The sequence below is a fragment of the Rhodococcus sp. IEGM 1379 genome, assembly GCF_030056815.1.
GTDB lineage: Bacteria > Actinomycetota > Actinomycetes > Mycobacteriales > Mycobacteriaceae > Rhodococcus_F.
Genome location: NZ_JASHKR010000008.1, coordinates 21,172 through 42,827, shown reverse-complemented (window position 1 = coordinate 42,827; position 21,656 = coordinate 21,172). Strand labels below are relative to the sequence as shown.

General features: G+C 62.6%; 21 protein-coding genes and 1 tRNA gene. 9 read left to right on the top strand and 13 right to left on the bottom strand.

What is annotated here, in order from left to right:
* The first annotated feature begins 5 nt into the window (after nt 1-5).
* Entirely contained in the window at nt 6-1,532 is a 1,527-nt protein-coding gene (locus tag QM600_RS07325) for an APC family permease (protein ID WP_283260803.1), read from the top strand.
* A complete protein-coding gene (locus QM600_RS07320) occupies nt 1,532-2,284 on the top strand; it encodes an IclR family transcriptional regulator (protein ID WP_283260802.1) in 753 nt (250 codons plus the stop codon). The genes QM600_RS07325 and QM600_RS07320 overlap by 1 nt, the downstream gene beginning before the upstream one ends.
* A 3-nt stretch (nt 2,285-2,287) precedes the next feature.
* Here QM600_RS07320 and QM600_RS07315 read toward each other — a convergent pair whose 3' ends face one another.
* The 6 genes from QM600_RS07315 to QM600_RS07290 all read right to left on the bottom strand — a co-directional run bounded on the left by QM600_RS07315 (nt 2,288) and on the right by QM600_RS07290 (nt 7,402).
* On the bottom strand, nt 2,288-3,811 hold the full coding sequence (locus QM600_RS07315) for a hypothetical protein (RefSeq protein ID WP_283260801.1): 1,524 nt from the start codon (nt 3,809-3,811) through the stop codon (nt 2,288-2,290).
* 32 nt (nt 3,812-3,843) lie between these two features.
* Nucleotides 3,844-4,056 carry a hypothetical protein gene (locus QM600_RS07310; RefSeq protein WP_283260800.1) on the bottom strand — a complete coding sequence of 71 codons (213 nt, stop codon included), beginning with the start codon at nt 4,054-4,056 and terminating at the stop codon, nt 3,844-3,846.
* An 83-nt stretch (nt 4,057-4,139) separates the two neighbouring features.
* Nucleotides 4,140-4,421 (bottom strand): hypothetical protein, encoded by a 282-nt coding sequence (locus tag QM600_RS07305; RefSeq protein WP_283260799.1) that lies wholly within the window; start codon nt 4,419-4,421, stop codon nt 4,140-4,142.
* Between the two features lie 30 nt (nt 4,422-4,451).
* Nucleotides 4,452-5,021, bottom strand: coding sequence for a dCTP deaminase (dcd, locus tag QM600_RS07300; RefSeq protein ID WP_283260798.1), 570 nt, complete (start codon nt 5,019-5,021; stop codon nt 4,452-4,454).
* Nucleotides 5,022-5,095: 74 nt separating this feature from the next.
* Nucleotides 5,096-6,622, bottom strand: coding sequence for a flavin-containing monooxygenase (locus QM600_RS07295; protein ID WP_283260797.1), 1,527 nt, complete (start codon nt 6,620-6,622; stop codon nt 5,096-5,098).
* 156 nt (nt 6,623-6,778) lie between these two features.
* The gene (locus tag QM600_RS07290; protein ID WP_283260796.1) at nt 6,779-7,402 is read right to left on the bottom strand and encodes a TetR/AcrR family transcriptional regulator; all 624 of its coding nucleotides are present in this window, start codon (nt 7,400-7,402) and stop codon (nt 6,779-6,781) included.
* Between the two features lie 81 nt (nt 7,403-7,483).
* Here QM600_RS07290 and QM600_RS07285 point away from each other — a divergent pair, with 81 nt between their 5' ends.
* Both QM600_RS07285 and QM600_RS07280 read left to right on the top strand, forming a co-directional pair.
* Complete coding sequence (locus QM600_RS07285; RefSeq protein WP_283260795.1) at nt 7,484-8,443, top strand: alpha/beta hydrolase; 960 nt, start codon at nt 7,484-7,486, stop codon at nt 8,441-8,443.
* A gap of 57 nt (nt 8,444-8,500) precedes the next feature.
* Nucleotides 8,501-8,574: transfer RNA gene (locus tag QM600_RS07280), tRNA-Gly, on the top strand.
* A 54-nt stretch (nt 8,575-8,628) separates the two neighbouring features.
* On the opposite strand, the gene QM600_RS07275 is transcribed toward QM600_RS07280, so the two are convergent.
* Nucleotides 8,629-9,387: an MFS transporter gene (locus QM600_RS07275; protein ID WP_283260794.1), complete on the bottom strand. Its 759-nt coding sequence runs from the start codon at nt 9,385-9,387 to the stop codon at nt 8,629-8,631.
* Here QM600_RS07275 and QM600_RS07270 point away from each other — a divergent pair.
* Both QM600_RS07270 and QM600_RS07265 read left to right on the top strand, forming a co-directional pair.
* Nucleotides 9,386-9,754 carry a thiolase C-terminal domain-containing protein gene (locus tag QM600_RS07270; RefSeq protein ID WP_283260793.1) on the top strand — a complete coding sequence of 123 codons (369 nt, stop codon included), beginning with the start codon at nt 9,386-9,388 and terminating at the stop codon, nt 9,752-9,754. The two genes, QM600_RS07275 and QM600_RS07270, sit on opposite strands and share 2 nt — an antisense overlap.
* Before the next feature lie 73 nt (nt 9,755-9,827).
* Nucleotides 9,828-10,439, top strand: a complete 612-nt coding sequence (locus QM600_RS07265) for an amidohydrolase family protein (RefSeq protein WP_283260792.1) — start codon at nt 9,828-9,830, stop codon at nt 10,437-10,439.
* Between the two features lie 10 nt (nt 10,440-10,449).
* Here QM600_RS07265 and QM600_RS07260 read toward each other — a convergent pair whose 3' ends face one another.
* Complete coding sequence (locus QM600_RS07260; protein WP_283260791.1) at nt 10,450-11,355, bottom strand: hypothetical protein; 906 nt, start codon at nt 11,353-11,355, stop codon at nt 10,450-10,452.
* Between the two features lie 466 nt (nt 11,356-11,821).
* Here QM600_RS07260 and QM600_RS07255 point away from each other — a divergent pair, with 466 nt between their 5' ends.
* From QM600_RS07255 to QM600_RS07245, 3 genes are all read left to right on the top strand, one after another.
* On the top strand, nt 11,822-13,009 hold the full coding sequence (locus tag QM600_RS07255; protein WP_283260790.1) for a sensor histidine kinase: 1,188 nt from the start codon (nt 11,822-11,824) through the stop codon (nt 13,007-13,009).
* Nucleotides 13,006-13,686: a response regulator transcription factor gene (locus QM600_RS07250; RefSeq protein WP_283260789.1), complete on the top strand. Its 681-nt coding sequence runs from the start codon at nt 13,006-13,008 to the stop codon at nt 13,684-13,686. Before QM600_RS07255 ends, QM600_RS07250 begins: the two co-directional genes overlap by 4 nt.
* 175 nt (nt 13,687-13,861) lie before the next feature.
* Complete coding sequence (locus tag QM600_RS07245; protein WP_283260788.1) at nt 13,862-15,547, top strand: sulfatase family protein; 1,686 nt, start codon at nt 13,862-13,864, stop codon at nt 15,545-15,547.
* Between the two features lie 29 nt (nt 15,548-15,576).
* Here QM600_RS07245 and QM600_RS07240 read toward each other — a convergent pair whose 3' ends face one another.
* The 5 genes from QM600_RS07240 to QM600_RS07220 form a co-directional block, all read right to left on the bottom strand.
* On the bottom strand, nt 15,577-16,569 hold the full coding sequence (locus tag QM600_RS07240) for a hypothetical protein (RefSeq protein ID WP_283260787.1): 993 nt from the start codon (nt 16,567-16,569) through the stop codon (nt 15,577-15,579).
* Nucleotides 16,570-16,622: 53 nt separating this feature from the next.
* Nucleotides 16,623-17,327 carry a hypothetical protein gene (locus tag QM600_RS07235; RefSeq protein ID WP_283260786.1) on the bottom strand — a complete coding sequence of 235 codons (705 nt, stop codon included), beginning with the start codon at nt 17,325-17,327 and terminating at the stop codon, nt 16,623-16,625.
* Nucleotides 17,324-18,427 (bottom strand): hypothetical protein, encoded by a 1,104-nt coding sequence (locus tag QM600_RS07230; protein WP_283260785.1) that lies wholly within the window; start codon nt 18,425-18,427, stop codon nt 17,324-17,326. Before QM600_RS07230 ends, QM600_RS07235 begins: the two co-directional genes overlap by 4 nt.
* A complete protein-coding gene (locus QM600_RS07225) occupies nt 18,424-20,571 on the bottom strand; it encodes an MMPL family transporter (protein ID WP_283260784.1) in 2,148 nt (715 codons plus the stop codon). Before QM600_RS07225 ends, QM600_RS07230 begins: the two co-directional genes overlap by 4 nt.
* A 197-nt stretch (nt 20,572-20,768) precedes the next feature.
* Nucleotides 20,769-21,650 (bottom strand): mycobacterial-type methylenetetrahydrofolate reductase, encoded by an 882-nt coding sequence (locus QM600_RS07220; RefSeq protein ID WP_283260783.1) that lies wholly within the window; start codon nt 21,648-21,650, stop codon nt 20,769-20,771.
* Nucleotides 21,651-21,656: the final 6 nt, after the last annotated feature.

Sequence of the window (21,656 nt, the reverse complement as noted above, 5' to 3'; positions counted from 1 at the left end):
GCGACATGTCCGCCCTCACCGAAGCCATCGCGAAGTCCTTCGCGACGCGCGCCAAGCAGCCACCGGCTCGCTCTCCGCTGCGAGCCCTTGGGCGTAGGCAACTTTCGGGTGCCGAAGTACTGGCGCAATCGGTGGCAACGACGGCGCCCGCGGTCTCGATGGTCGTCCTGCCCGTCACCATGCTGACACACGGACATCTGCTCGGCGGAATGATCACGATCATCGTCGCAACAGTGCTGGTGACTCTGATCGCGTTCTGCGTATCTCAATTCACCAGGCGAATGGCAGCGTCGGGCGGGCTTCACAGTTTTGTATTCCGAGGACTCGGCACCCGAGCCGCCCTCACAACTGGCGTAGCCATGCTGGTCAAGTACCTCGGTAGCGCGGTTATGACCTTGTATCACGGCGGACAAGCGGCCATTGCGCTACTTGGGTTTGCCGGCATAAACCTGCACAACACATTTCAGGTGACTGCTCTGTATGCGGGCATCTCCGCGCTGATACTCGGTGCCCTGGTCCGCAGCGTCAGATTTGCGGCCTGGGCAATCCTGATCGTCGAGGCCTGTTCACTGCTCTTCATCATCGCGCTCATGCTGATCGGCGGGTCGGGAAGTCAACAAGCACAGATTGTTCCGCCGACATCGAGTCACGGACTGTTGCTCACGGCGTTGGCTGCCGTATTTGCACTCGCCGGCTTCGAGAGCGCCGCATTCTTCGGTCCCGAAGCTCGACGACCCCTGGTGACCGTCACGCGCACAGTACTTCTCACGCCATTGATCTGTGGTGGACTGTTCGTCTTTGCCGGCTGGGCAGCGTGGTCCGGACGCAGCGATACTCTGGTCAACGCATATCTTCACGGCACCGCAACCGGCGTCAGCCCGGCAGTGGTGATCGCGCTCAACATCGGGTTGGGGTGCTCGTGGCTGGCTTCGTCGATGGCATCGTCGAATGCTGCTTCGCGCCTGATCTATTCGTTCGGGATCGAGCGTCTTATCCCCCGCCGATTCGCTTCCGTGCACAGCGTCTTCCGCACTCCCCACATCGCCTTGAGTGCTGTCATCACCGCAGTCCTGCTGGGTGGCGGCGCATTTGCGGTTCTCGGACGAGGTGAGATTTTCGAAGATCTACGTCTGACGGTGCGCGGTGCAGTCATCCTCGCCTACACACTGGTGGCAATCGCGTCCCTCGTATTCCTCACGCGCATCAGCGAACACACTCCCGGCATTCTTGCTGCTGCATCGTGTGGTAGCGGCGCAGGCGGCGTGACTCTCGGTTATCTGGTGTATGTCAACATGATCGACCATTCCTATGTCACACCGATCGCCGTGCTGTCGATCTTGATGTCAGGCACACTCTGGCAGCTCTATCTTGCTCAGCGCAGCCCGAAAAGCCTTCTCCACGTCGGAGCCTTCGACAGACCCGAGACCGAGGACGTACTCCCGGGCGCGGGGGTATTCGCCACCGATGCAGCCGGAAACATCGTACTGGTGGGCGAATCGGCTGTAGGCGAATCGGCGATGGGTGCCCGCTGATGGTCGGTGGACCTCGAGATCTGGGCGGCCATGAACCGCGAGCCGTCCAGCGTGCGCTGGCACTCCTGGAATCAGTTGCCCGCCTGGGATCCGGCGCACGAGCCAAAGACATTGCCGCACTTGCCGAAATTCCACCGGCAACCGCATATCGGCTGCTCAACATCCTCGTCGCCGATGGATACCTGGTTCGGATCGCGGACCTTTCCGGATTTGCGCTCGGCCGACGCACCCGCGAATTGGCTGGAGCAGCCGGCGAACCCACGGCTGTGGACAACGTCGCGATTCTCGAAGAACTCCGGGAGCAACTCCGCTACGGAATCTACCTCGTGTCGTACACCGACGGAAAGATCAGACTCGTCGACCGCGATCCTGATCACGAACTCAGTGGTGAGCGCACTCTGGTGAGCGTGCTGCATGCGTCTGCAATCGGCAAGGTTTTGCTTGCTTCTCTGGCCGAGCCGGCCGTTCTGCCGCTTCGGAAAGTTACCGCATACACCATCATTGATGCGGATCGCCTCGAATTGGAGCTCTCGCGGATCAGGCGCGGTGAGCCGGCTCGTGAAGTGGATGAAATTCGAGTGGGCCGCTCAGCTGTCGCCGTACCGATTCACGATGCGCAACACAGCGTCGTCGGAGCGCTCGCAGCGATCGGACCGACAGGCAGACTATCTACGGAGGACACCGAGCTGTCGGGTTTGCTCCGTGAATACGCCGACAAGATGGTGTCTCCGGAACTCTCCCGTGCAAGCTGAGCGTCACAGCCCGAATATTCGTTTCAGAAAACCGAGATGTTCGTCAGCCCAGCCGATGAGCCCGAGAGTTTCGTCGAGGTTCTGCGGCGGGTTCCGTACCAGTGTGTCCCGCCTGACCAGACGATCGAAATCCACAGTCTCGGAATCAAACTGCACCCCCGCAACCGACATGATTTTCACCAGTTCCTGTGCCAGAACTCCGTACGCCACCGTGGTCGGGTGAACTCCGTCCAGCGAGAACAGGCCGCCGGACGCTCGACCTCCCTGTCCGTCGGCGGACAGGAACCGTGAATCCGGTACCGGCACAAGATCAGTGAGCGCCTTGGACAGTGGATAGGGTGTCCACCACGACGGCCGTGCGTTGACGTCTGCGATGTATCTTCGCGATGCCACGCGCTCGAGAAGTCCCGCGACATCGAAGAGGTGCCAATCTTTACCCACCCGTCGAGCGTTGGACACCGCCTGTTCGATCCCCTTGTTGCACAGGTCGATCGCCGTGTCGACTGCCCAGGCCTCGGCTCCGGTGATGTGCTGATCGCGTCGTGGATCGAAGTCGGCGTCACGCACCCAAGGCCGGGCGTAAAACGGGAAGTACCGCGAACCGGTTTCGACCTTGCCACCCAGACCGCGCGCTATCGGGGCAATCGTGACGTGCGGAACCGTGCAGAGGATCACGTGCTGCGCATTGATTCTCCGAATCGCAGTGAGTACATCGGCGTACTCCGAAGCGAAGTGACTCGGCTGCCACACTGTGTAGTCACGCTTGGCATCCTGGTCACGAAAGTTGTTGCCGCTCCACTGCACCCGAAGCTCTGTCACCGTCCGAAGCGCATTGTTCGCGCCGAGAAAGACAATCAGAGTTTCGATTCCCTCCTTGCCCATTTCTGCGGCCGCGTCGAATGCCGTCATGTGTTTCTCGGCATCCGTACCGCGTGGGAGTACCCGCAGTGCGGCGCGCTCGCCGTTGTTTTCGACGATCTGACTGAGCACATCGTCGTGAGGCTGATGCATCGCCGCTTCGCAGGATGCTGCGGTCTTTGTCAGCGCATCCCTCAAATCCCAACCGTAAACCGAGAGATTGTGATTGATCGCCGAGAATGTGGGTGCGAAGCTGCCCGGGCCACGTTCCCAGTAATCCTCGACCTGATCCACGAATCCGCGTGCCGCGAACAGTGCCAGCGGAATCTCCCACAAGTCAGTCGTAGTTCCGAAACGCTCTTCCAACGTTCGCAGGAGCAGTTCGATGTTGAGCGGAAGCCCACCAGGGCCTCCGTATCGAGGGAATCGAAATTGGTCGAACCAGCCCAGTTGATACGCGATGATCGCCGGATACGACAGATCGGTATTGAACACCGCCCCGCTCTGAAATCCCTGACTCAAGGAGTCCCCGATTACCACCAACCGATGGCGGGCGGAGCCGGCAGACGGAACGACGGGGATTCCGAATGTGGAATCGAATTGTGGAACACGCGGCCCGGCGGCTGCTGCGGCCACGACGTCGGCCGGAGTATCAGAAGGCAGTTCCATGCACGTTCACCTCCAACGAGGTCCCGCAAATGTCAGCCGATCAGCGGTGGATTACGACGATCATTTTGCGGACGTTCGGATGATGCGTCCGCTTCGAACAACGCGACAGTCCGATCCGCCCAGGCTTGATTGCGGCTTGTGAATTCGGCGCGGTCACGCTTCGCAATGGCCCGACCGAAAAGAATGGCGATCGGAATGGCACAGACCACCCACACGAGCAGTACGCCGCCCACAATCCACCACATAACACGCAATTATGCCCGAATAGTGGCGAAGATCCCGACAGCTATCCCAGGAGTCCCCAATGTGACATCGGAGATGCCACTCGTCAGTCGGCCGAATTGTTGACTTCTCGGCGGCTACGGACCCGAATCCATCCTCGAACTGCGATGCCGAATGCCGCAAAACCCAGCAAATCAGACACCGTTAGTCCGTGCTGCGAGTTGAGCGACCACAACACCTGACCCTCGAGGGGTCCGTTGAAAAGTATCCACGCCACTGCTGCAACTGCAGTGGCCACAGCACTGGCCGTCGAGGGCTTGAGCAGACACACAGCGCTGGTGACAAACAGCAAATTCATGAAGATCAGGCCGTAGAACAGGCTGGTCATCGCGAAACCCTCCGTCAGCAACGCCCTCCGTCAGCCGCGATTGAAGTTCAGGTATGCCTTCGACGGGGTCGGTCCGCGCTGGCCCTGGTACTTGGAACCCGCCTCGGAACTTCCGTACGGGAACTCGGCTGCGCTCGACAGTCGCAGTAGGCACAGCTGACCGATTTTCATTCCCGGCCACAACGTGATCGGGAGATTCGCGACGTTGGACAACTCCAGCGTGATGTGACCGTTGAAGCCGGGATCGATAAATCCTGCGGTGGAGTGCGTCAGCAGGCCCAGACGCCCCAAGCTGGACTTACCTTCGAGGCGTCCCGCCAGATCGTCGGGCAGTGAGCACACCTCGAGCGTCGACCCCAATACGAACTCACCGGGGTGCAGAACAAACGGCTCGCCCTCGGCCGGCTCGACTAAACTGGTCAGCTCGTCCTGGCGCAGCGCCGGATCGATATGGGTGTACTTCGTGTTGTTGAAGACGCGGAACAGACCGTCCAGTCGCACATCGACGCTCGACGGCTGAACCATGGAATCGTCATAGGGGTCGATACCCAGGCGTCCAGAGGTTACTTCGGCACGGATGTCACGATCAGAGAGCAGCACACGTAGAGGTTACCGGTTGCGCCCCCTCGAGCCGACCACACTCCAGCGCCGTCACACCGTGCTGCACAGATTGATCACACCGTGATGCGACGAACTGCTCGGGTCTTGTAGGCCGACAGGTCGAAGCGTGAGAGCTTACGACGCAGATTGCTCATCGACCCCGGCCACGGCAGCGCCACCCGGCCGTTGTCTGCGAGGTAGTAGCTCGCGCAACCGCCCAGCGCAAAGGTCGATGATTTCATCGTCTTGTCCACGGCGTCGACAAAGGCCTGCTGCTCTTCCTCCCGAACCTCGATGCTGGTCAGTCCGTGCGATCGCAAGGATTCGAGCGCCCCGAGGATGTAGTCGGTTTGCGCCTCGGCCATCACGAAACCCGACAAGGTTCCCGCGTTGGGTCCGAACATTATGTACGCGTTGGGGAATCCCGCCATGGTGGTTCCCATGTATGCCGTCGGGTTGCCGTCCCACACGTCTGCGAGGCTCCGGCCGTCTTTGCCGTGAATGCGTTCGGCTACCGGATGATTTTGCAGAGTATGAAATCCGGTGCCCAGAACGATGGCATCGGCGACGGCTTCTCGGCCGTCCGCCGCAATGACGGAGTTCTCGGTTATCCGAGCTGCCGGGGACGTCCAGAGGTCGACGTTGTCGCTCGCCAACGCCGGGTAGAAGTCGTTGGAGAACCCCAATCGCTTGCAGGCAGGCGCATAGTCGGGAGTGAGATCGGCAATCATCTGCGGGTCGGTAATCGACTTCCGGATGTGCGCCTTCGCCACAGTTGACATCGCACGCGCGAAACGCGGAAACTTCGTCGCGAGAACAAAGAAGATGTCCATCGGAATCCAGATCCCCAGTCGCATCGCCTTCATCAAGGCCGGGAATCTGCGCAGCATTCGACGCTCGAATGCTGTTGTCTTCCAATTCGGTTTGGCCATCACCCACGACGGGGTTCGCTGCAGGACCGTCATCTGCTTCACCGCCGGCTGAATGGCCGGCACAAACTGAATTGCCGACGCGCCCGTGCCGATGACTACGACATTCTTGCCCGTCGGATCGAAGTCTTTCGGCCAGTTCGACGAGTGGAAGACTTCACCCTTGAAATCCTCCAGGCCCGGCAACGACGGGATGATCGGCTCGTGGAGCGGACCTGCGGCAGTGATGAATGAACGAGCTTGGTAGACAACTTGATTGGTCGTAATTTGCCACCGTTGCAAGCTGTCGTCCCACGTCGCGTCGAGCACTTCGGTTCCCAGTTCGAATTTCTCCGCCAACTGGTACTTCTCACACACACGATTCAGGTAGGTCTCGACTTCATCCTGGGGTGAGAATCCGGCACTCCAATCGGGATTGAGCTCGAACGAAAATGAATAGACATGCGACGGAATATCTACGGCGCAACCGGGATACGTGTTGTGATGCCAGGTCCCGCCGACGCTGTGCGCTCGTTCGACGATCACGATGTCGTCGATCCCTTTTCGTAGGCAGCCGATCGCGGCCGAGATACCGCAGAGTCCCCCACCCAGAATCAGCACGTCGACGACGCGCTCGCCTTGCCCTTCAGCACCGTGAGTCGGCTCCGCGATTGTCAGGTCCTGTGTAGGCATGTGTGTTCACCTTCCCGATCGGCCGAAATTGGCCATTGAAGTGATGCACACCACATATTAGTCAGTAACCACTTACTTGTCTAGAGCCAATTTCAGCACGTCAGGGCCCTTGACAAGCCCACCACAAGCGAGAAGTATGCAAACACTTACTTGCAATCAGGAGTTTCGTTCGACCAAACCGTCGATCACGATCGCGGTGATCTGTTCCGCTAGGGCCACCCGATCACGCGAGCGCTGATTGAGCTGATCCGAGACAGTGAGAAACCATGCCGCTCCGAAGATCATCTGAACAACCAGCTCGGCATCAAATTTCTTGTGTGCCCAGGCTTTCAGATTGATTTCGACAACTTCTTGAATCTTATCCAGCGACGGCATGATTCGAGTTCGGAAATAGTCGGTCGACGCTTCCGACTGACCGAACAGCATCACACCCAGCAGGGGCGCAACCTCCCCCATCACATCGAGGAGTTCGGCGATGAATGCGGATGTACGAGCGCGCATGACCTCGGCAGTCACGTCGAATTCTTCGGGCGGGGCACCAGAGGCGGCGACCAAACGCAGCACCGCGGCCTCGAGGGGCGCGGCCACCGCAGCCTCGAACAACTCTTCCTTGGATGCGAAGTGCCGGTACAGCAACGCCTCGTTGACGCCGGCTTCCACAGCGATATCGCGGGTTCTGGCCCCAGCGAGGCCGGTGCGCGAGAAGACAGTTCGAGCAGAACGAACAATTTGTTCCCGCCGGTCGTCGGCGCTCAAACGTTTGCGCGGCGCGGTCACCATTCACGCTCCGATTGCACTGCCACAGCTCTCGTCCGGTTCTGCACCATCCGACCCTACCTCCCGTCTCCAGAAAGAAATCCGATGAAACTACGAATGCCTCCCGCACTCCTCCGAATGGGACTTCGCGGTGCCCGCCCCCTCTTCACTTCATCTCGCCTACCGATTTCGACAAAACGCACACTCGTCGACCTGCTGTCGCAAGGTGCGCAGCTGCCTCGAGGAACCCGAATCCAAGGCACCGATCACATTGGCGGCGTCGAAGTCGAGCGGGTACTGCCGCCCAATTCTTCGGACTCCCACACACTCCTGTACCTGCACGGCGGTGGCTACGCCCTGGGAAGTGCCCGCGGCTACACCGGATTTGCGGCGAACCTCGGAGCTGCAGCGGGCATGAAGGTCATCCTGGTCGAGTACCGCCGCGCCCCCGAACATCCGTTTCCACACGCCCTCGATGACGCACTGGCCGTGTACCGGGCACTCGTCTCCAGCGCAGAAGATGCATCGAAGGTGGTGATTGCCGGCGATTCGGCCGGAGGTGGCCTGACCCTGGCACTCGCTATGGCCTTGCGTGACAACGGAGATCATCTACCCGCAGCCCTCGGATTGATCTGCCCGTGGGCCGACCTGGCTGCCGACGTCGAACACCGTCGAAAAGCCGGAACCGATCCCCTGATCATTCCTTCCCTCATCTCCGATTGGGCGCCCGCCTACGTCGGGAGTGCCGACGCGGCCAATCCGTTGATATCCCCCGTGTATGGCGACCTGCACGGCCTACCGCCCGTCGTACTTCATTCAGCTGGGCAAGATCCGATCTCAGCAGATTCCCATCTGCTAGAAAAATTGTTCCACGACAACAACTCTGGTTCCATTGTCGAGCACTTTCACAACCCGCGCCGGTGGCACGTCTATCACCTGCAGGTCGGATTTCTCCGTGACGCAGACGATGCCGTCAAACACTTGGGCCAACGACTGGCTGCCTATGCAAAACACCCGCGGCAGCAACGCCAGTCAGGCTTCACACACAATGGGCAGGTCGTCTGATAATGTTCGCAACGCAGGGTGTCGGATGTGATGTGAACGTCCCCGATCCCTAGTTGTGCCGGTGTGGTGAAGTGGTATCACGTGACCTTCCCAAGGTCGAGTTGCGGGTTCGATTCCCGTCACCGGCTCCATCCACCAACACCAACCCTCCGCACATCGGTCACGATAACGACCGCACCCGGTCCTCAGCGCGGCAGAAGCAGCGCATACGGCCACACCACGGCAGCGCCACGAGAAGTTGCTGCGCAGTTTTCTGTACGGCGTGACACACGAGGACCGGGACGGGGTGGATCGCTGACTAGACGGCTGCGAACTTCGCGGTCGCGTCGACCGTCGTCCGGCTGTTGCGAATCTGTGCGTAGGCGATCCCCAGCGCTGCGAGCAAAGCCGGGACGACGAACGTGAGGAAGATCGAACTGGTCGGCCAGCCGAGGTCCACCATCGCGCCCCACGATCATCGGGGCCGCAATGCTGCCGACCCGGCCGAGACCTGCGGCGATGCCCATGGCCGAGACTCGGGCCTCCGGACGGAACAGGATGGGCACCATGACGTACAGGCCGGTGAAGGTCGCCATAAGGCAGACACCGAGCAGTGCTGTGGAGATCAGAACCGGGTTGAGCTGGGTCGAGACAATCGACATGAAGCTGAACAGCACCGCACCTCCGAGGGCGAAACCACAGGCCACCCACATGGCGGGGAATCGAATTGCGAGCGCAGCAAAGATCAGCGTGCCGATCACGGCACCGAGGGAGAACAGCTGCCCGCCGCCGATCCCCTCGTTCTGGGACATGCCCGCAAGCGTCAGGAGCTTCGGCGTCCACGAGTTTCCGAAGAAGTAGACGGAGTTGACCAGGACGAACACCACACACGTGACGACGAGCGCCCACGACTTCAGCGCCGCGGTTGCGGAGAGCGACAAGTGGCACAAGGCCGGCGCATTCATGCCGGACCTCACCGTCACCAGGAGGACCTCGTCGAAGGCCTTCGCGCAGTCCGGCATCACGCCGGAGCAGCTCGACGTTGTCGAGGTGCACGAGGCGTTCAGCGTCGAGGAGCTGCAGTACATCGACGACCTGGGGCTGGCCCCCGAGGGCAAGGCGTCCGTCGCGATGGCTGACGGGGACTTCCACATCGGCGGCCGCGCCGCGGCCAGCCCCAGCGGCGGGCTCATCGGCCGCGGACACCCTGGCGGCGCGACCGGTATGCCGCAGTTCGTCGAGATCGTCCAGCAGCTGCGCGGGCAATCCGGCGAGCGCCGGCAGCCCAACCCCGGATCGGCTTCGCACACAAGATCGGGGCCGGCGGCGTGAACTACGCGCACATCATGGTGGGCGAGGACTAGCCAGTCCGCCGTCCCGAACCCCGACAAACGGAGAATTGCCGATGACTGTTCCTGACTGCGTGTTCGTCAACGGAGCCATCCAGACCATGTCCGAAGAGCAGGAAACCACTACTCTGCCGACCGCGATGGCTTGCGAGGCAGGGATATTCACGGCAGTCGGATCCGACGCGGAAGTCCTGGCGCTGGCCGGACCTGCCACCGAGTCGGTCGTCGAGGCACTGGCGGCGCGGGCCGAGCAGACCCCCGCGGACACACTCGTCGAGGCCTGGGGGTTCGACGACTCGCTGGTCGCGGAGGACCGGAGACTGACCGTCATCGACCTCGACCGGGCCTCCACCCGGCATCCGATCATGGTGCGGCACACCTCCAACCACGGGATCTACCTCAACTCCGTGGCGCTGGCAGAGGCCGGGATCAATACGGACACGCCGGCCCCGGGAGGGGGCGTCATCGTCCGCTTCACGGATGGCACGCCGACCGGCGAACTCCGCGAGATCCCGGCGAAGCGGATCGAGCCAGGACTGCGGGCGGACTTCGTCGTGCTCGACGCGGACCCCCTCGCCGACGAGTCCCACTCCGAGGGGCCGGCTGACTTGTCTGCAATAGGCGTCCTGCGCACGGTCGTGGGCGGCGATACGGTCTACCAAGCCTGACTGTATCGAATCATTCGAAGTACGAAGCATAGTCACTGAAAGGAACCTGGCCGGTGGGACTCGACTTCACGGCGTCGGCAACCACTGAAGGAATGGGCGCCCAGTGTGCCGGCATCGCGGCCGCCAGGGAGGGATTCACAATGTAGAGCAGCGCGAAGTTCACTATCCAGAGCGGCGGTGCCATTGACATGCCCACCTCCGAACTCACTCCGCCCTTGGTGTTCGTCACCAGTTGAGCGTTGCCCGAAATCTGTTGCGATGCAATACCAAAGGGTAGCTGCACCGTGTAGGCCGACCGATAGAGCGCGATCAGCGTTTGTGTCGCGCCATTGTTCCGCAACCAGGTGCCGACATACCCGCCGGGAGCAATCAAAGCGTTCACCTGCCGGGTAGGCGCATCTGCGTTGGCCGGACTTTGCAACATCCCATTGGTGTTCACGTAGAGCCCATAGCTGGCCAGAACCGACGGCGTGAGGTGACCGTCGGCGTTGGAAAAGAGTGGACGGCCGTTCGTATTGGTGAGGATGAGGATGCTGGCCTCGATCATCTCGGCAGCGTCGCGACTGCCGCCGACTCCGCCGCCGGTGATGAGGTCGCGATACTGCTGCTCCGATAATGCGTCAGCCCGGTTGAGCCCGATCTGACTGGCAATCTCGTCCGCCGCTTGCTGGCCGAGTGGCGCGTTGAGCTGATCCGGACTGGTCATCTGCGTCGGCCCCAACCGCTCGTAGCCGGGCGCCCCGACAAAGGGCATCGAGAACCCCGTGTCGCTCGTGATTACTACTGATTCGGCGCTGGCCGTCTGGGGAACTGTCAGAGCAAGAAGGCACGCTCCAACCAATGTCAGTACCGAGATGGCCCAGCGGTGGGGTGCTCCGCTTCGATCTACCGGACCCGCAAACCCTATGTCGCGCATACGTCAACCTCCCAGAACACAGTCGGGCGATTCAACACAAGCAAGTACATCAGTCAAACGCCGAGACTGATGCCGTGTCAAGACCTGGCCTTGACCCGCACACTATCCGTGGGAGAGGACGAGGCCGTCGATACCGGAACCGCCACAGCGGAAATGAACGATGCGCGACCCAGAAAGGTACCCCCTGACAGATACCCCTTGGCGAACTCTCTTTCATTGCACCCCAAGAGAACTTGGCGAATGAATACCGTAAATACCCCCGGCAGTGCACCTTTCGATACTCATCGACCACAGCCTGCGCGGCGCACATTTCCAGCCGGCATGGACCGTGCAACGACAATTCGTGCAGGCAGCTCCAAAACCAGTCACACCGCTGTGCCTTTCACGCAACGTGACAGCGCCCGCGATACTGCGTACGCAGTAGATGACTGTCGCAAATGCCCACTTGACTCCTATTCTTCTCCTCATGGATGTGGTGGAACGGTGGGTGCAGTTGTCGTATCGACGGCCGGTGCTGACGGCGGGCGTGGTCGCCGTGTTCGTCGGGGCCTGCGGGGTCATCGCGCTGCGATTCGAACAACGCGGCGGACGCCCGGGTGACACGTCGACGATCGCCGCGCTGATCGTCGCGTCGACTGCTGCCGCACTCACGGTCAAACGCACCCACCCCTGGTGGGCGCTCGCCATCACCACCGCAGGCACCGTCGCCTACATTGCCTACTCGGGCCAGTTCAACGCGGCCGCAACCTTGCCCCTCAGCGCCTGTCTGTGCACACTCGCTTCACGATTCGAGGCACGTACTGCGATGGCGGCGACAGCTGCAGTGTGCGTCGGATTAACCTGTGTTGCTGCGATACTCGGCCCGCAATGGCTGCTCGTGGAACGTGTCGGACTGATCGGCTGGCCGCTGCTGGGCGCGTCCATCGGTGGCGTGACGCGAGCCCGCAACCGCTACGTGACGGCGGTGGAGACACGCGCGCAGGTGTCGGCGGCACTCTACGAATACGAAGCGGAGCGTCGGGTCACCGAGGAACGACTGCGCATCAGCCGAGACATCCACGACGTGGTCGCGCATCACCTGGCCGCACTCAACTTGCAGATCGGGACCGCACGCCATGTGCTCGACCGCCCCGAACTCGCGGCGCAGGCACTGGCCGGCATGCACGAGAACTCCGAGGCCGCCCTCCGCGAGATCAAAGGACTCGTCGGAATGCTTCGTGCCGAGGATGACGAGCCGCGAGGGCCGGTGCCCGGGCTGGGCGATGTGGACGCGCTTGTCGACGCGGCCCTCGCTTCCGGCCTCGACGTACGGACAATCGTCGGCGGCAGTGTCCGCCCGGCCACCCCGGATGTGGAACTGGCCGCTTACCGGGTCATTCAGGAGGCGCTCACCAACGCTGCCAAGCACGCCCCCGGCGAACCTGTGACGCTGACCATGACGTACCGACTGGCGACACTGACCATCGAGGTCGGAAACCGGATCGCCGCGTCGGGCGTGCGCAAGACGGGAGGTGGTTTCGGACTCGCCGGAATGAGCGAGCGAGTGCGTGCCGCGGGCGGACACCTGGACGCCGACGACGGCTGCGGCGGAGGCCGGTTCGTGGTCGCCGTCGAACTCCCACTCGCCGCCGCCTACGAGGTGCGGAGCCGATGACGATACGGGTGGTCATCGCCGACGACCAGGCACTGTTTCGCAGCACATTGCGTCTGCTCGTCGATTCCGAGCGAGACATGGAGGTAGTCGCCGAAGCTCGCGACGGCGCCGAAGCCGTCCGCGCGACGCGTCGGACGGTGCCCGATGTGGCGATCGTCGACATTCGCATGCCGAACCTCGACGGCATCGAGGCGACCAGAGCGATCGTGAGCGATCCGCTGCTGGCGCGAACGCGCGTGCTGATCCTGACGACGTTCGAGTTCGACGAGAATGTTGCCAAGGCACTGCGCGCGGGCGCAGCTGGATTCTTGGGCAAGGATGCGCGCCCGGCGGAGTTACTCGACGCCGTCCGCTCGGTGGCCCACGGGACCATACCGCTCTCGCCGACCGCCACCAGGTTGTTGGTCGACGAGTTCCTGGCGCGGCCCGTCGGCTCTGCGATTCGCGGCGAGAGCCTGCTTCACGATCTGACCCCTCGCGAGCATGAGGTGGTGGTCCAGGTGGCGGGCGGCGCCGCCAACGACGAGATCGCACGCACGCTGGGGATCACGGTGCTCACCGCCAAAACCCATGTGAACCGGGCGATGACCAAACTCGTTGCCCGCGACCGGGCGCAGCTCGTAGTGCGCGCCTACGAGCTGGGCATCGTCTCACCCGGGCGTACCCCGGTCCGGTAACTTATGGCTCCTACTGCATGCGCAGTAGAGGGGCATATGTCCGAATCCCGTGACCGTAGTAGTCCGTCCAGGTAACTCTTCGGCGGTGGCGCGGAGGGGTTCGGCAGTCGCCGAAAACACAGTCGATGCCGCGGTACGTTTCGCGTTTCCGGTCGATCACAGGAGGAAGCCCCCGATGCCCGTAGAAACGCAGCCCGCAGAACCGATGTCCGCAGAAATGCGGCCCGCAGAATCACAGCCCGGCGCTCGGAGACATTCACGCCGGCACTTTCTCTCCGGGATCGGTGCGATCGCCGCCGGTGCGGCAGTCGCAGCACCCGGCCTCGCAGCACCCGACCTCGCATCGGCCTCGACTGCCGCTGCGCCGACCGACGGCTGGATTCCGTCCCAGCCGAACATCCTGCTGTTCATCACCGATCAAGAGCGCAAGCCCATGCACTGGCCCGCCGGGTGGGCGGACAAAAACCTGCCCAATCGTGCGCGCCTGACCAAGCACGGTCTCAACTTCGAGAACGCTTTCTGCTCCGCGGCCATGTGCTCACCGAGTCGGAGCACGTTCTTCACCGGCAAGTACCCGGCCGAGCACGGCGTCACCAGCACTCTCACCGAAGGTGGCACCGTCTCCCCCACCGAGCCGACTCTGCCGGTGGAGGAACAGAACATGGCAAAGGTCTTGCAGGAGGCCGGATATCGGGTCCACTACCGCGGCAAATGGCATATGAGTAAGGGCACCGACGGAGGATCCCCCGCTCCCGACGACATCGCCCGCTACGGCTTCGAAGGCTGGCGTTCCCCCGACTTCGGCGGTGACACCAAGCCGTCGAACTTCGGTGGTGGATGCGCCGACCACGACGGTGATGTCACCGAGCAAGCCGTGGACTTCCTACGCCACGACGCACCGAACGGCGGTCCGTGGGCACTGATCGTCTCGCTGGCGAACCCGCACGACATCCTCTCGTTCCCGAGCAGCTGGAACGAGCGTGTCGGAGACTGTGACAACTACGGTTCGGTCGCGCCCGGCGCGTTCCATCAGGGCATCGATCTGCCGGCGTCCTTCACGGAAAACCTGCTCTTCAATCACAAGCCCTCGGCGCAGGTACAGTCGCAACTCCTGCTGGCGGGTGCACTCGGCCTGCTGCCGACGCCGACCGACGCCCTCAACTACGTGAACTTCTACGCGTATCTGCACAAGGTGGTCGATCAGAGACTGGGCGAGGTGCTCGACGCGCTGGAGGAGGATCCGGACATGTATCGCGACACCGTCGTGGTCCGCATCTCCGATCACGGCGAGATGGGCATGTCGCACGGCGGACTCCGGCAGAAGACGTTCAACGCCTACGAGGAGACGTTGCGCGTCCCCCTTATCGTGAGCAACCCGGTCATGTTCCCGGAGGGTGCCACGACGCAGGCGCTCGCCTCGCTCGTCGACTTGGTCCCGACGTTCGCCACCCTCGCCGGAGTGCCCGACCAGGCGGACTTCGTCTTCCGCGGCACTGATCTGACGCCAGTGATCGCCGACGCCGTCGCACATCCGCGGCAGCCTACTGTCGTGGTCCAGGACAGCGTGTTGTTCACCTTTGACGACGAGAACACCGCGGCGCCCAACGGTCAGCAAATCGTCCGACAGCCCAACCATATTCGCGCGATTCGCGATGACCGTTGGAAGTACACCGTGTACTTCGACCCGAGCGGTCGTGAACCCGCGCAGCGGGAACTGTACGACCTGCACTCCGACCCCGACGAGCAACAGAACCTCGCGGACCCGTGGGTGCCTGGTTACCACCCGGATCAGGTCGCTGTGATGGATCGCAAGCTGGCGGCGAAGATGCAGGCGACCCGAACAACGCCCGCGACAATGTGATTCGCGGGCGCTGAGGCTTTCGGTACCGGTCAGGGATGTTCGACCGGCACCGACAGCGGCGGCACCGGGCTGCTCACCTGATCGATCCGGCCGGGACGGCCGGGGTCCGGAACGTCGTAGTAGACGTCCTCGAGGTAGATCACGCCGGCGCCTTTCAACGAGAACTTGAAATCGCCGGTATACCGGATGACGGGCGAGCGTGCCTGCACCCAGAAGTACACGTCCGCAGGCACGTTGTACGTCGTGTTCTCCGTGTACGAATGCGACTTGGTAGTCGACGTCCCGTACTCGCGGGCGACCGACGCACTCATCACGTCGTAGGCGATGCCGACCTCGGTGCCGCTGGTGATCGACGAGGTGGCCTCGCTGGTGACGGTCACTTCCCGCGAAAATACCCACGGCACGTCCGAGTAGACCACCGGAGTCACCCGATGGGGATCGGAAAGGGTGTTCATCTTGCCACCGACCCGATACTCGCACTGCACTCCCGACGTGGTGGTGCAGAGGGTGCGGAGCATGTCGAACTGGGTTTGTGCATCGGTGGCGGGCACGTCGCGGACTGCCGCCGCGGGATAATTGGCCACGTCGTCGAGTATGTAGATTGAGTCTTTGCCGTCGGTCACACACGTGTAGCCCGAGCCGGTGCACTCGACGGTCGAGCGGTTATTCGACGAGTCGTCGTCGGTGATGATCGCGACGGTGACACCCCGCCCGGACGGCTGCGCCGACTCGTAGCGCAGCTGCACAGCGTGCATCTTGATGTTCGGCTTGATTGACACCTCGTGGTAGTCGCCCGGTGCTGCCGTCGCACCGCCCGTCGGCCTGGCGGTGATGATGGCGTCCGGGTCGGTGGGATTGGGCAAGCCCCAGTCGGTTTGGGCGAAACGCAGGTCGTAAGTAGTGAAGTCGTACACACGGATATTTGCGGACGACAACCGTCCCGTCGAGGAGGCAGTATCAGCCGATGCAGATGCGGTGGCTGCGGCACCGACAACAGCAACAGCGGCCAGCACCGCAGTCACGCGGCGAACCATCGATCGCGTGTTCGTCGATCGCGTGTTCAGCGGTCGCGTGTTCATCGGTCGCCCCGCGCACGGTCGAGCGGAGCGAGCGGGAAGTTGGAGTCCAGCGGAGCGAGGGGGGAGTTGGAGCCGAGCGAACCCGTGCTGAGCGAGCCGGTGTCCAGGACCCCGGTGTCGAGCGAGCCGAGACTGCCGGCGTCGTCACCAAGTGGCCCGCCCTGCACGATCTGCACCTGGCGGGATCCAGTGTCTACCCGCACCAACAGTTTTGGACCGGCGTAGCCGGCGCGACTGTCAAAAACGTATCTGAATTCAGTGTTGGTGTGCCACGCCTGAGGTCCATCGGACGACGGCAGGATCGTGCCTTTGATGTTCACCAGCGCCGTGTGGTCGGCGTTCATATAGACCGCAGATGTGTTGTGGGTGTTGTGCATTTCGATCCCGTAGTGGTAGTCGTCGCAGGCGTTGTCACGCAGGGTGGACAGCACCGGGTACTGCGCGAGGCCGCGGATGCTTGGACTGACGTCGAACATTGCGGCGGCGTCCGTGAACAAGTTCACGAGCTGAAGGTCGACGCCCGAGAAGTTGCAGATGCTGTATGCCCGGGTCCGGTCGAGCTCGCCGGCGCCGTGGTCGGAACTTTTGCGCGCCGGGTCACCGGGATCGGCAACCGCCAACGCGGTCCCGACTGCGAGGACGGCCGCGCACGTCGCGGCAAGTACCGCGAGTGTTCTGCCGCGTCGGAGATGGATGGTCATGAGAAAGCCCTCTCAGTCGAGCCGAAATTGATGGTGGATCCGAGGCCACCTGACGATCCGGTGCCGAGCGACCCGACCCAGGAGGGCAGCCGAGTACCGGGGAACTGCGCGGAGTCCAGCACGGTCCCGAGGCCGGGGTCTGTCAGTGTTGCGCGCGCCATCATCATCGACGTGCGTGAGGTGTCCGACACGTCGTAGTGGACGCCGGACAGCCTGATGGTGCTGTTGCCCATTTGCAGCACGAACTCGCCGGTGTAGCGGAGCACCGCTGATTGGCCTTCGATCCAGAAGTAGTAATCCGGCGGCACCGTGAAAATCAAATTGTCAGTCTCGGTGCGCGAGTCGGTGATGCTGGTCGAATAGGTTTTGGAGACCGAAGCCTTGAACACGTCGTACGACGCACCAACTGTCACCGTCTCGGAGAACGACGTCGTGGTGGAGGTGTAGATCGTCTCGCCGTGCGAGTAAATCATCTCGCTCGCCTGATGGTAGACGTTTTCGGTGATCATTTTCGTGTCGCCGAACTGCGCCACCCGGGAAGTGGTGGTGAACATGCACGACGGCGCGCCCGACCCGCCCGTGCAGAGGTTCTGGAGCAGGCCGTACTGGGATTGCGCGTCGGACACCGTGCGCGTCGCCAGATCCGGGAAGGCGGCCGTGTCGTCGACCAGGTAGATGGCAGTCCCGCGGACCTGACAGATGTATCCGGTGCCCGAACATGCGACGTGCACGATGTTGTTGTCGGACGTGTCCGACGTGGTGAGGGTGATCTTCAGCGACCGAGACCCGTACCCGGGGCTCGCCGGGTCGGCGTCACCGAATGACAATGTGGCGGTGTGCTTCTTGATATTTTTCTTGAAGGCCCAGGTGCCGCCGTCGCCAGGAAGGTAGGACGTGCCGTCCTTGGGTCGGGTCGTCAACATTTGATCAGCGTCGGCGGCGCCGCGGTACTGCACCTCGTACGAGCCGTAATCGATCACCTGAAACTGGTTGGAGGGAAGGTCGGGTAGCGTTGCGCCACTGGCAATCCCGGTTCCAGCCGTCAGACCGACCGCGAACACGAGTGCGGCGATAACAAGGGCTGAAAGTCGATTCATCATGAAACTGCCTCTCTTGCAGACTGATCGGATTCGATGATCACTTCATCATCGGGCGGATCGTCTGGCACGCCACCTCTGGTCGGCCACCAGAACGGCCGACCTACCAGCGCGGACAACGCCGGAATCAGTACCGGCGCCATCACGAGCGATGCCAGCGCGACACCCACCGCGACCCCGGTGCCCAGTTCCACAAGATTGTCCAGACCTGTGAGGGCCAGGGAGCCGAAGGTTGCGGCGAGGATAACGCCGGCGACGGCGACCGTCGGCGCGTCCATACTGATCGCTATACGCGCCGATTCACGCGGCGACTTTCCATCGCGGAACTCTTCGCGGACCCGCTCGGCCATCAGAATGTTGTAGTCGGTGCCGATCGCGACGACGAACAGGTACAGCACCACCGGCGTCGTGAAGTCAACACCGTCGAATCCCATGCCGTGCAAGAAGATCAGAGTAAGTACCCCGAGTGTCGCGGCGAAGGTCAACGCGACGGCGACGATGAGACCGAGCGGAGCAAGCAGCGACCGCAGCAGGAGCACCAGAATGGCGACGACGATCAGTGCCGCGACGGGAAACACCAACGCGGTGTCTGCGTTCAGCTGAGACCGCACGTCAGCCAGGACCGCGGTCTGCCCGCCGACGGCAACCTGAGCATCTGGGAACGCGGCGTGTGCAGCATCGCGCACAGGCCCGGCTACGGTATCCAAAGCCGTAGCGGAGAAAGGACTTTCGGCCAGGATCACATTGAATGCCGCAACGGTGCCATTTGCAGCCAGCTGCGGGGGCACCACCGACGCGACACCCGGAACCTGGGACAGTGCGGCCGCCGCAGACTGCAGTTCGGATTCACCGAGTGGTTGTTCCGCCTCGACAAAAACCTGGGCAGGACTGAGTGCGCCCGATGGGAACACCGTCGCGAGCTCGGCGTAAGCGACTGCGGCCGGGGTGTCGTCCGGTAATTCGGACAGGGTGTCGTAGGTGGCGTGATATCCGGTGGCAAAGGCACCCAGAGCGGCGAGTGTCACCGCGATGATGCCGACGAAGGCTGCCGGACGCCGGGAGACAACCGTGCCGACGGCGCCGAACCGAGACTCGCGGTGCACGCCCGGTCCGGCGGGCCAGAACAGGGTACGGCCGAGCAGGGCGAACACCGCGGGCACCACGGTGAGCGCAGTGAACAGCATGTACGCCACCGCGATGATCAGTCCGGGAGCCAGTGATGTCAACGAACCAAGGTCAGCCAGGAAGAGCGCGGCGAACGCGCCGATCACGGTGAGTGCCGACGACGCGATCACCCGACCGACTGATGCCGTGCTTGCCGCGAGCGCCGACGCCGGGTCGACGCCGTCGCGCAGACGTTCTCGGTAGCGGAACAGCAGGAACACTATGTAGTCGGCACCCACGCCGAACAGAACGACGATCATGATCGATGAGAGGGAAGTGCTGACCTGGAACCCGAACACGTCGGCCGCCCACGCCGTCAGCCCCTGCGCCGCAGCGAATGTTGCGGCGATCACCACGATCGGGATGAGCGCGATGATCGGCGACCGGAATACCGCTCCCAGCAGCAGCACGATAATCAGAACCGTCGCGATCGAGATGACCTTCTCAGCACCGTCGTAGGCATGGGCGGTGTCGACGGCGATCGCGGCGTTGCCGGTGACCCCGCCATGCATACCGGTTCCGGCAAGCGCGGCATCGATGTCGGATCGCAGTGTCTGGACCGCCGAGTTCACGACGTCGTCGCCCTGCCGCCCCGTGAAGTTCACGCCGAGCGCCGCGACCCGGCCGTCCGGTGACAGCGATCGTGGGGTGGCGGTCACAGCTCCGACGCCCGGGACAGCCGCGTTGGTCAGCTCCCCCGCCAGCGCGACCGCACGCTGCTGCTGATCGGGTGTGAGGGGCGCTCCGTCGTCACGGGCGATGACGACGGTCCCGCCCGCACCCGAGGTCGCGGGGAAGAACTCGTCCGACATCTGCTGGGCGGTAACGGATTCGAATGTGCTCGGTAGGAACGCCTGTTGATCCCCGGTGACGTAGTCGTCGAGGTCTGGCGAGAAGGCGATGATGGAAACCGTCACCACCAGCCACCCGACGAGGACTCGCCACGGGTGTCGAACAATTCCAGCGATTACGTTGCCGATCATGCGAGGAAGTGTGCAGGCGGCGCTATGGCAGGCACCAGAGGCCGTCCGTACACCCCTCAAATCGGGACACAAGGGACATGTCGTGACCTGCGGATAGGCAGGATCGACGGTGTATGGAGTCGATACGGATGCTGCGATCGCAGTATGGTTCGGCTACTGCCACGGCATGACGACAGCAATGTGCACCGCACCGTATGTCAGCGCGGCGACCAGTGGTCGAGCATCGCGGCGAAGGTCTCACACGCCGGCCCGGAGACTCCGTAAGGCGCCTCGAGATGGACACTCAGCGGAAATCCGAGATCATGTACGCCGTCCACGACGCGGCGGTACAGATCAACCAGATCGCGTCGGCGCTTGCCCTGCGAACTACTCGCCGCGCAAGCGACAAACTCCTGCTCCTGACGGACCAGCTCGTTCCTCTCGTCGTGGATCAGCCAATCGATCAGTCGCACACGCTGTTCCATTCCCGGGAGGTAGCCGAACGACAGCAGTATCTCCGGGCGGTGTTCCGAACGCATCGTGAACTCGCGCAGAAATCCCACGATCCGCTCGGAGTACAGCAATTGGGTCAGGGCGAAAGTCGCGCCGTGCTCGCACTTGCTCGCAAACCTACCGAGCTCGCCCCGCCGCGTGGGTATCAGCACGACGCCGCGGTGTGGGATCAGGCTCCGGCAGCGGGTCACCGCCTCGCCCGGAGAAGCTCCGGGAGCCTCGACGGCAGCTAGTCCCTGCGGCTTGCCGACGAAGGTAATTCCGTCCAGACCGACATCGCGCAACCGCTGGACGCGTGTGGCGAGTTGCTCGACGTCCAGAAAAACCGTCACCTGAGTACACAGACCTGCGATCGTGCCGATCGAAGGACGAATTATCTCCCAGAAGTCCAGCACATCCATCCGCGAAGTCAGCTCTACCGGCCGATCCTCCCCCTCGGCAATGATGCCCGGAATCATCACGTGCCCAACATGTTCTGCCAACCCGTACCGACAGCACTGCTCGGCAGCGGTGCGAGACTCTTCGATCGCCCGGCCCGCTCCCGCCTGCAACTCGGGTGGAACCAACTCCAAGGCCACAGTATTCATGGACGC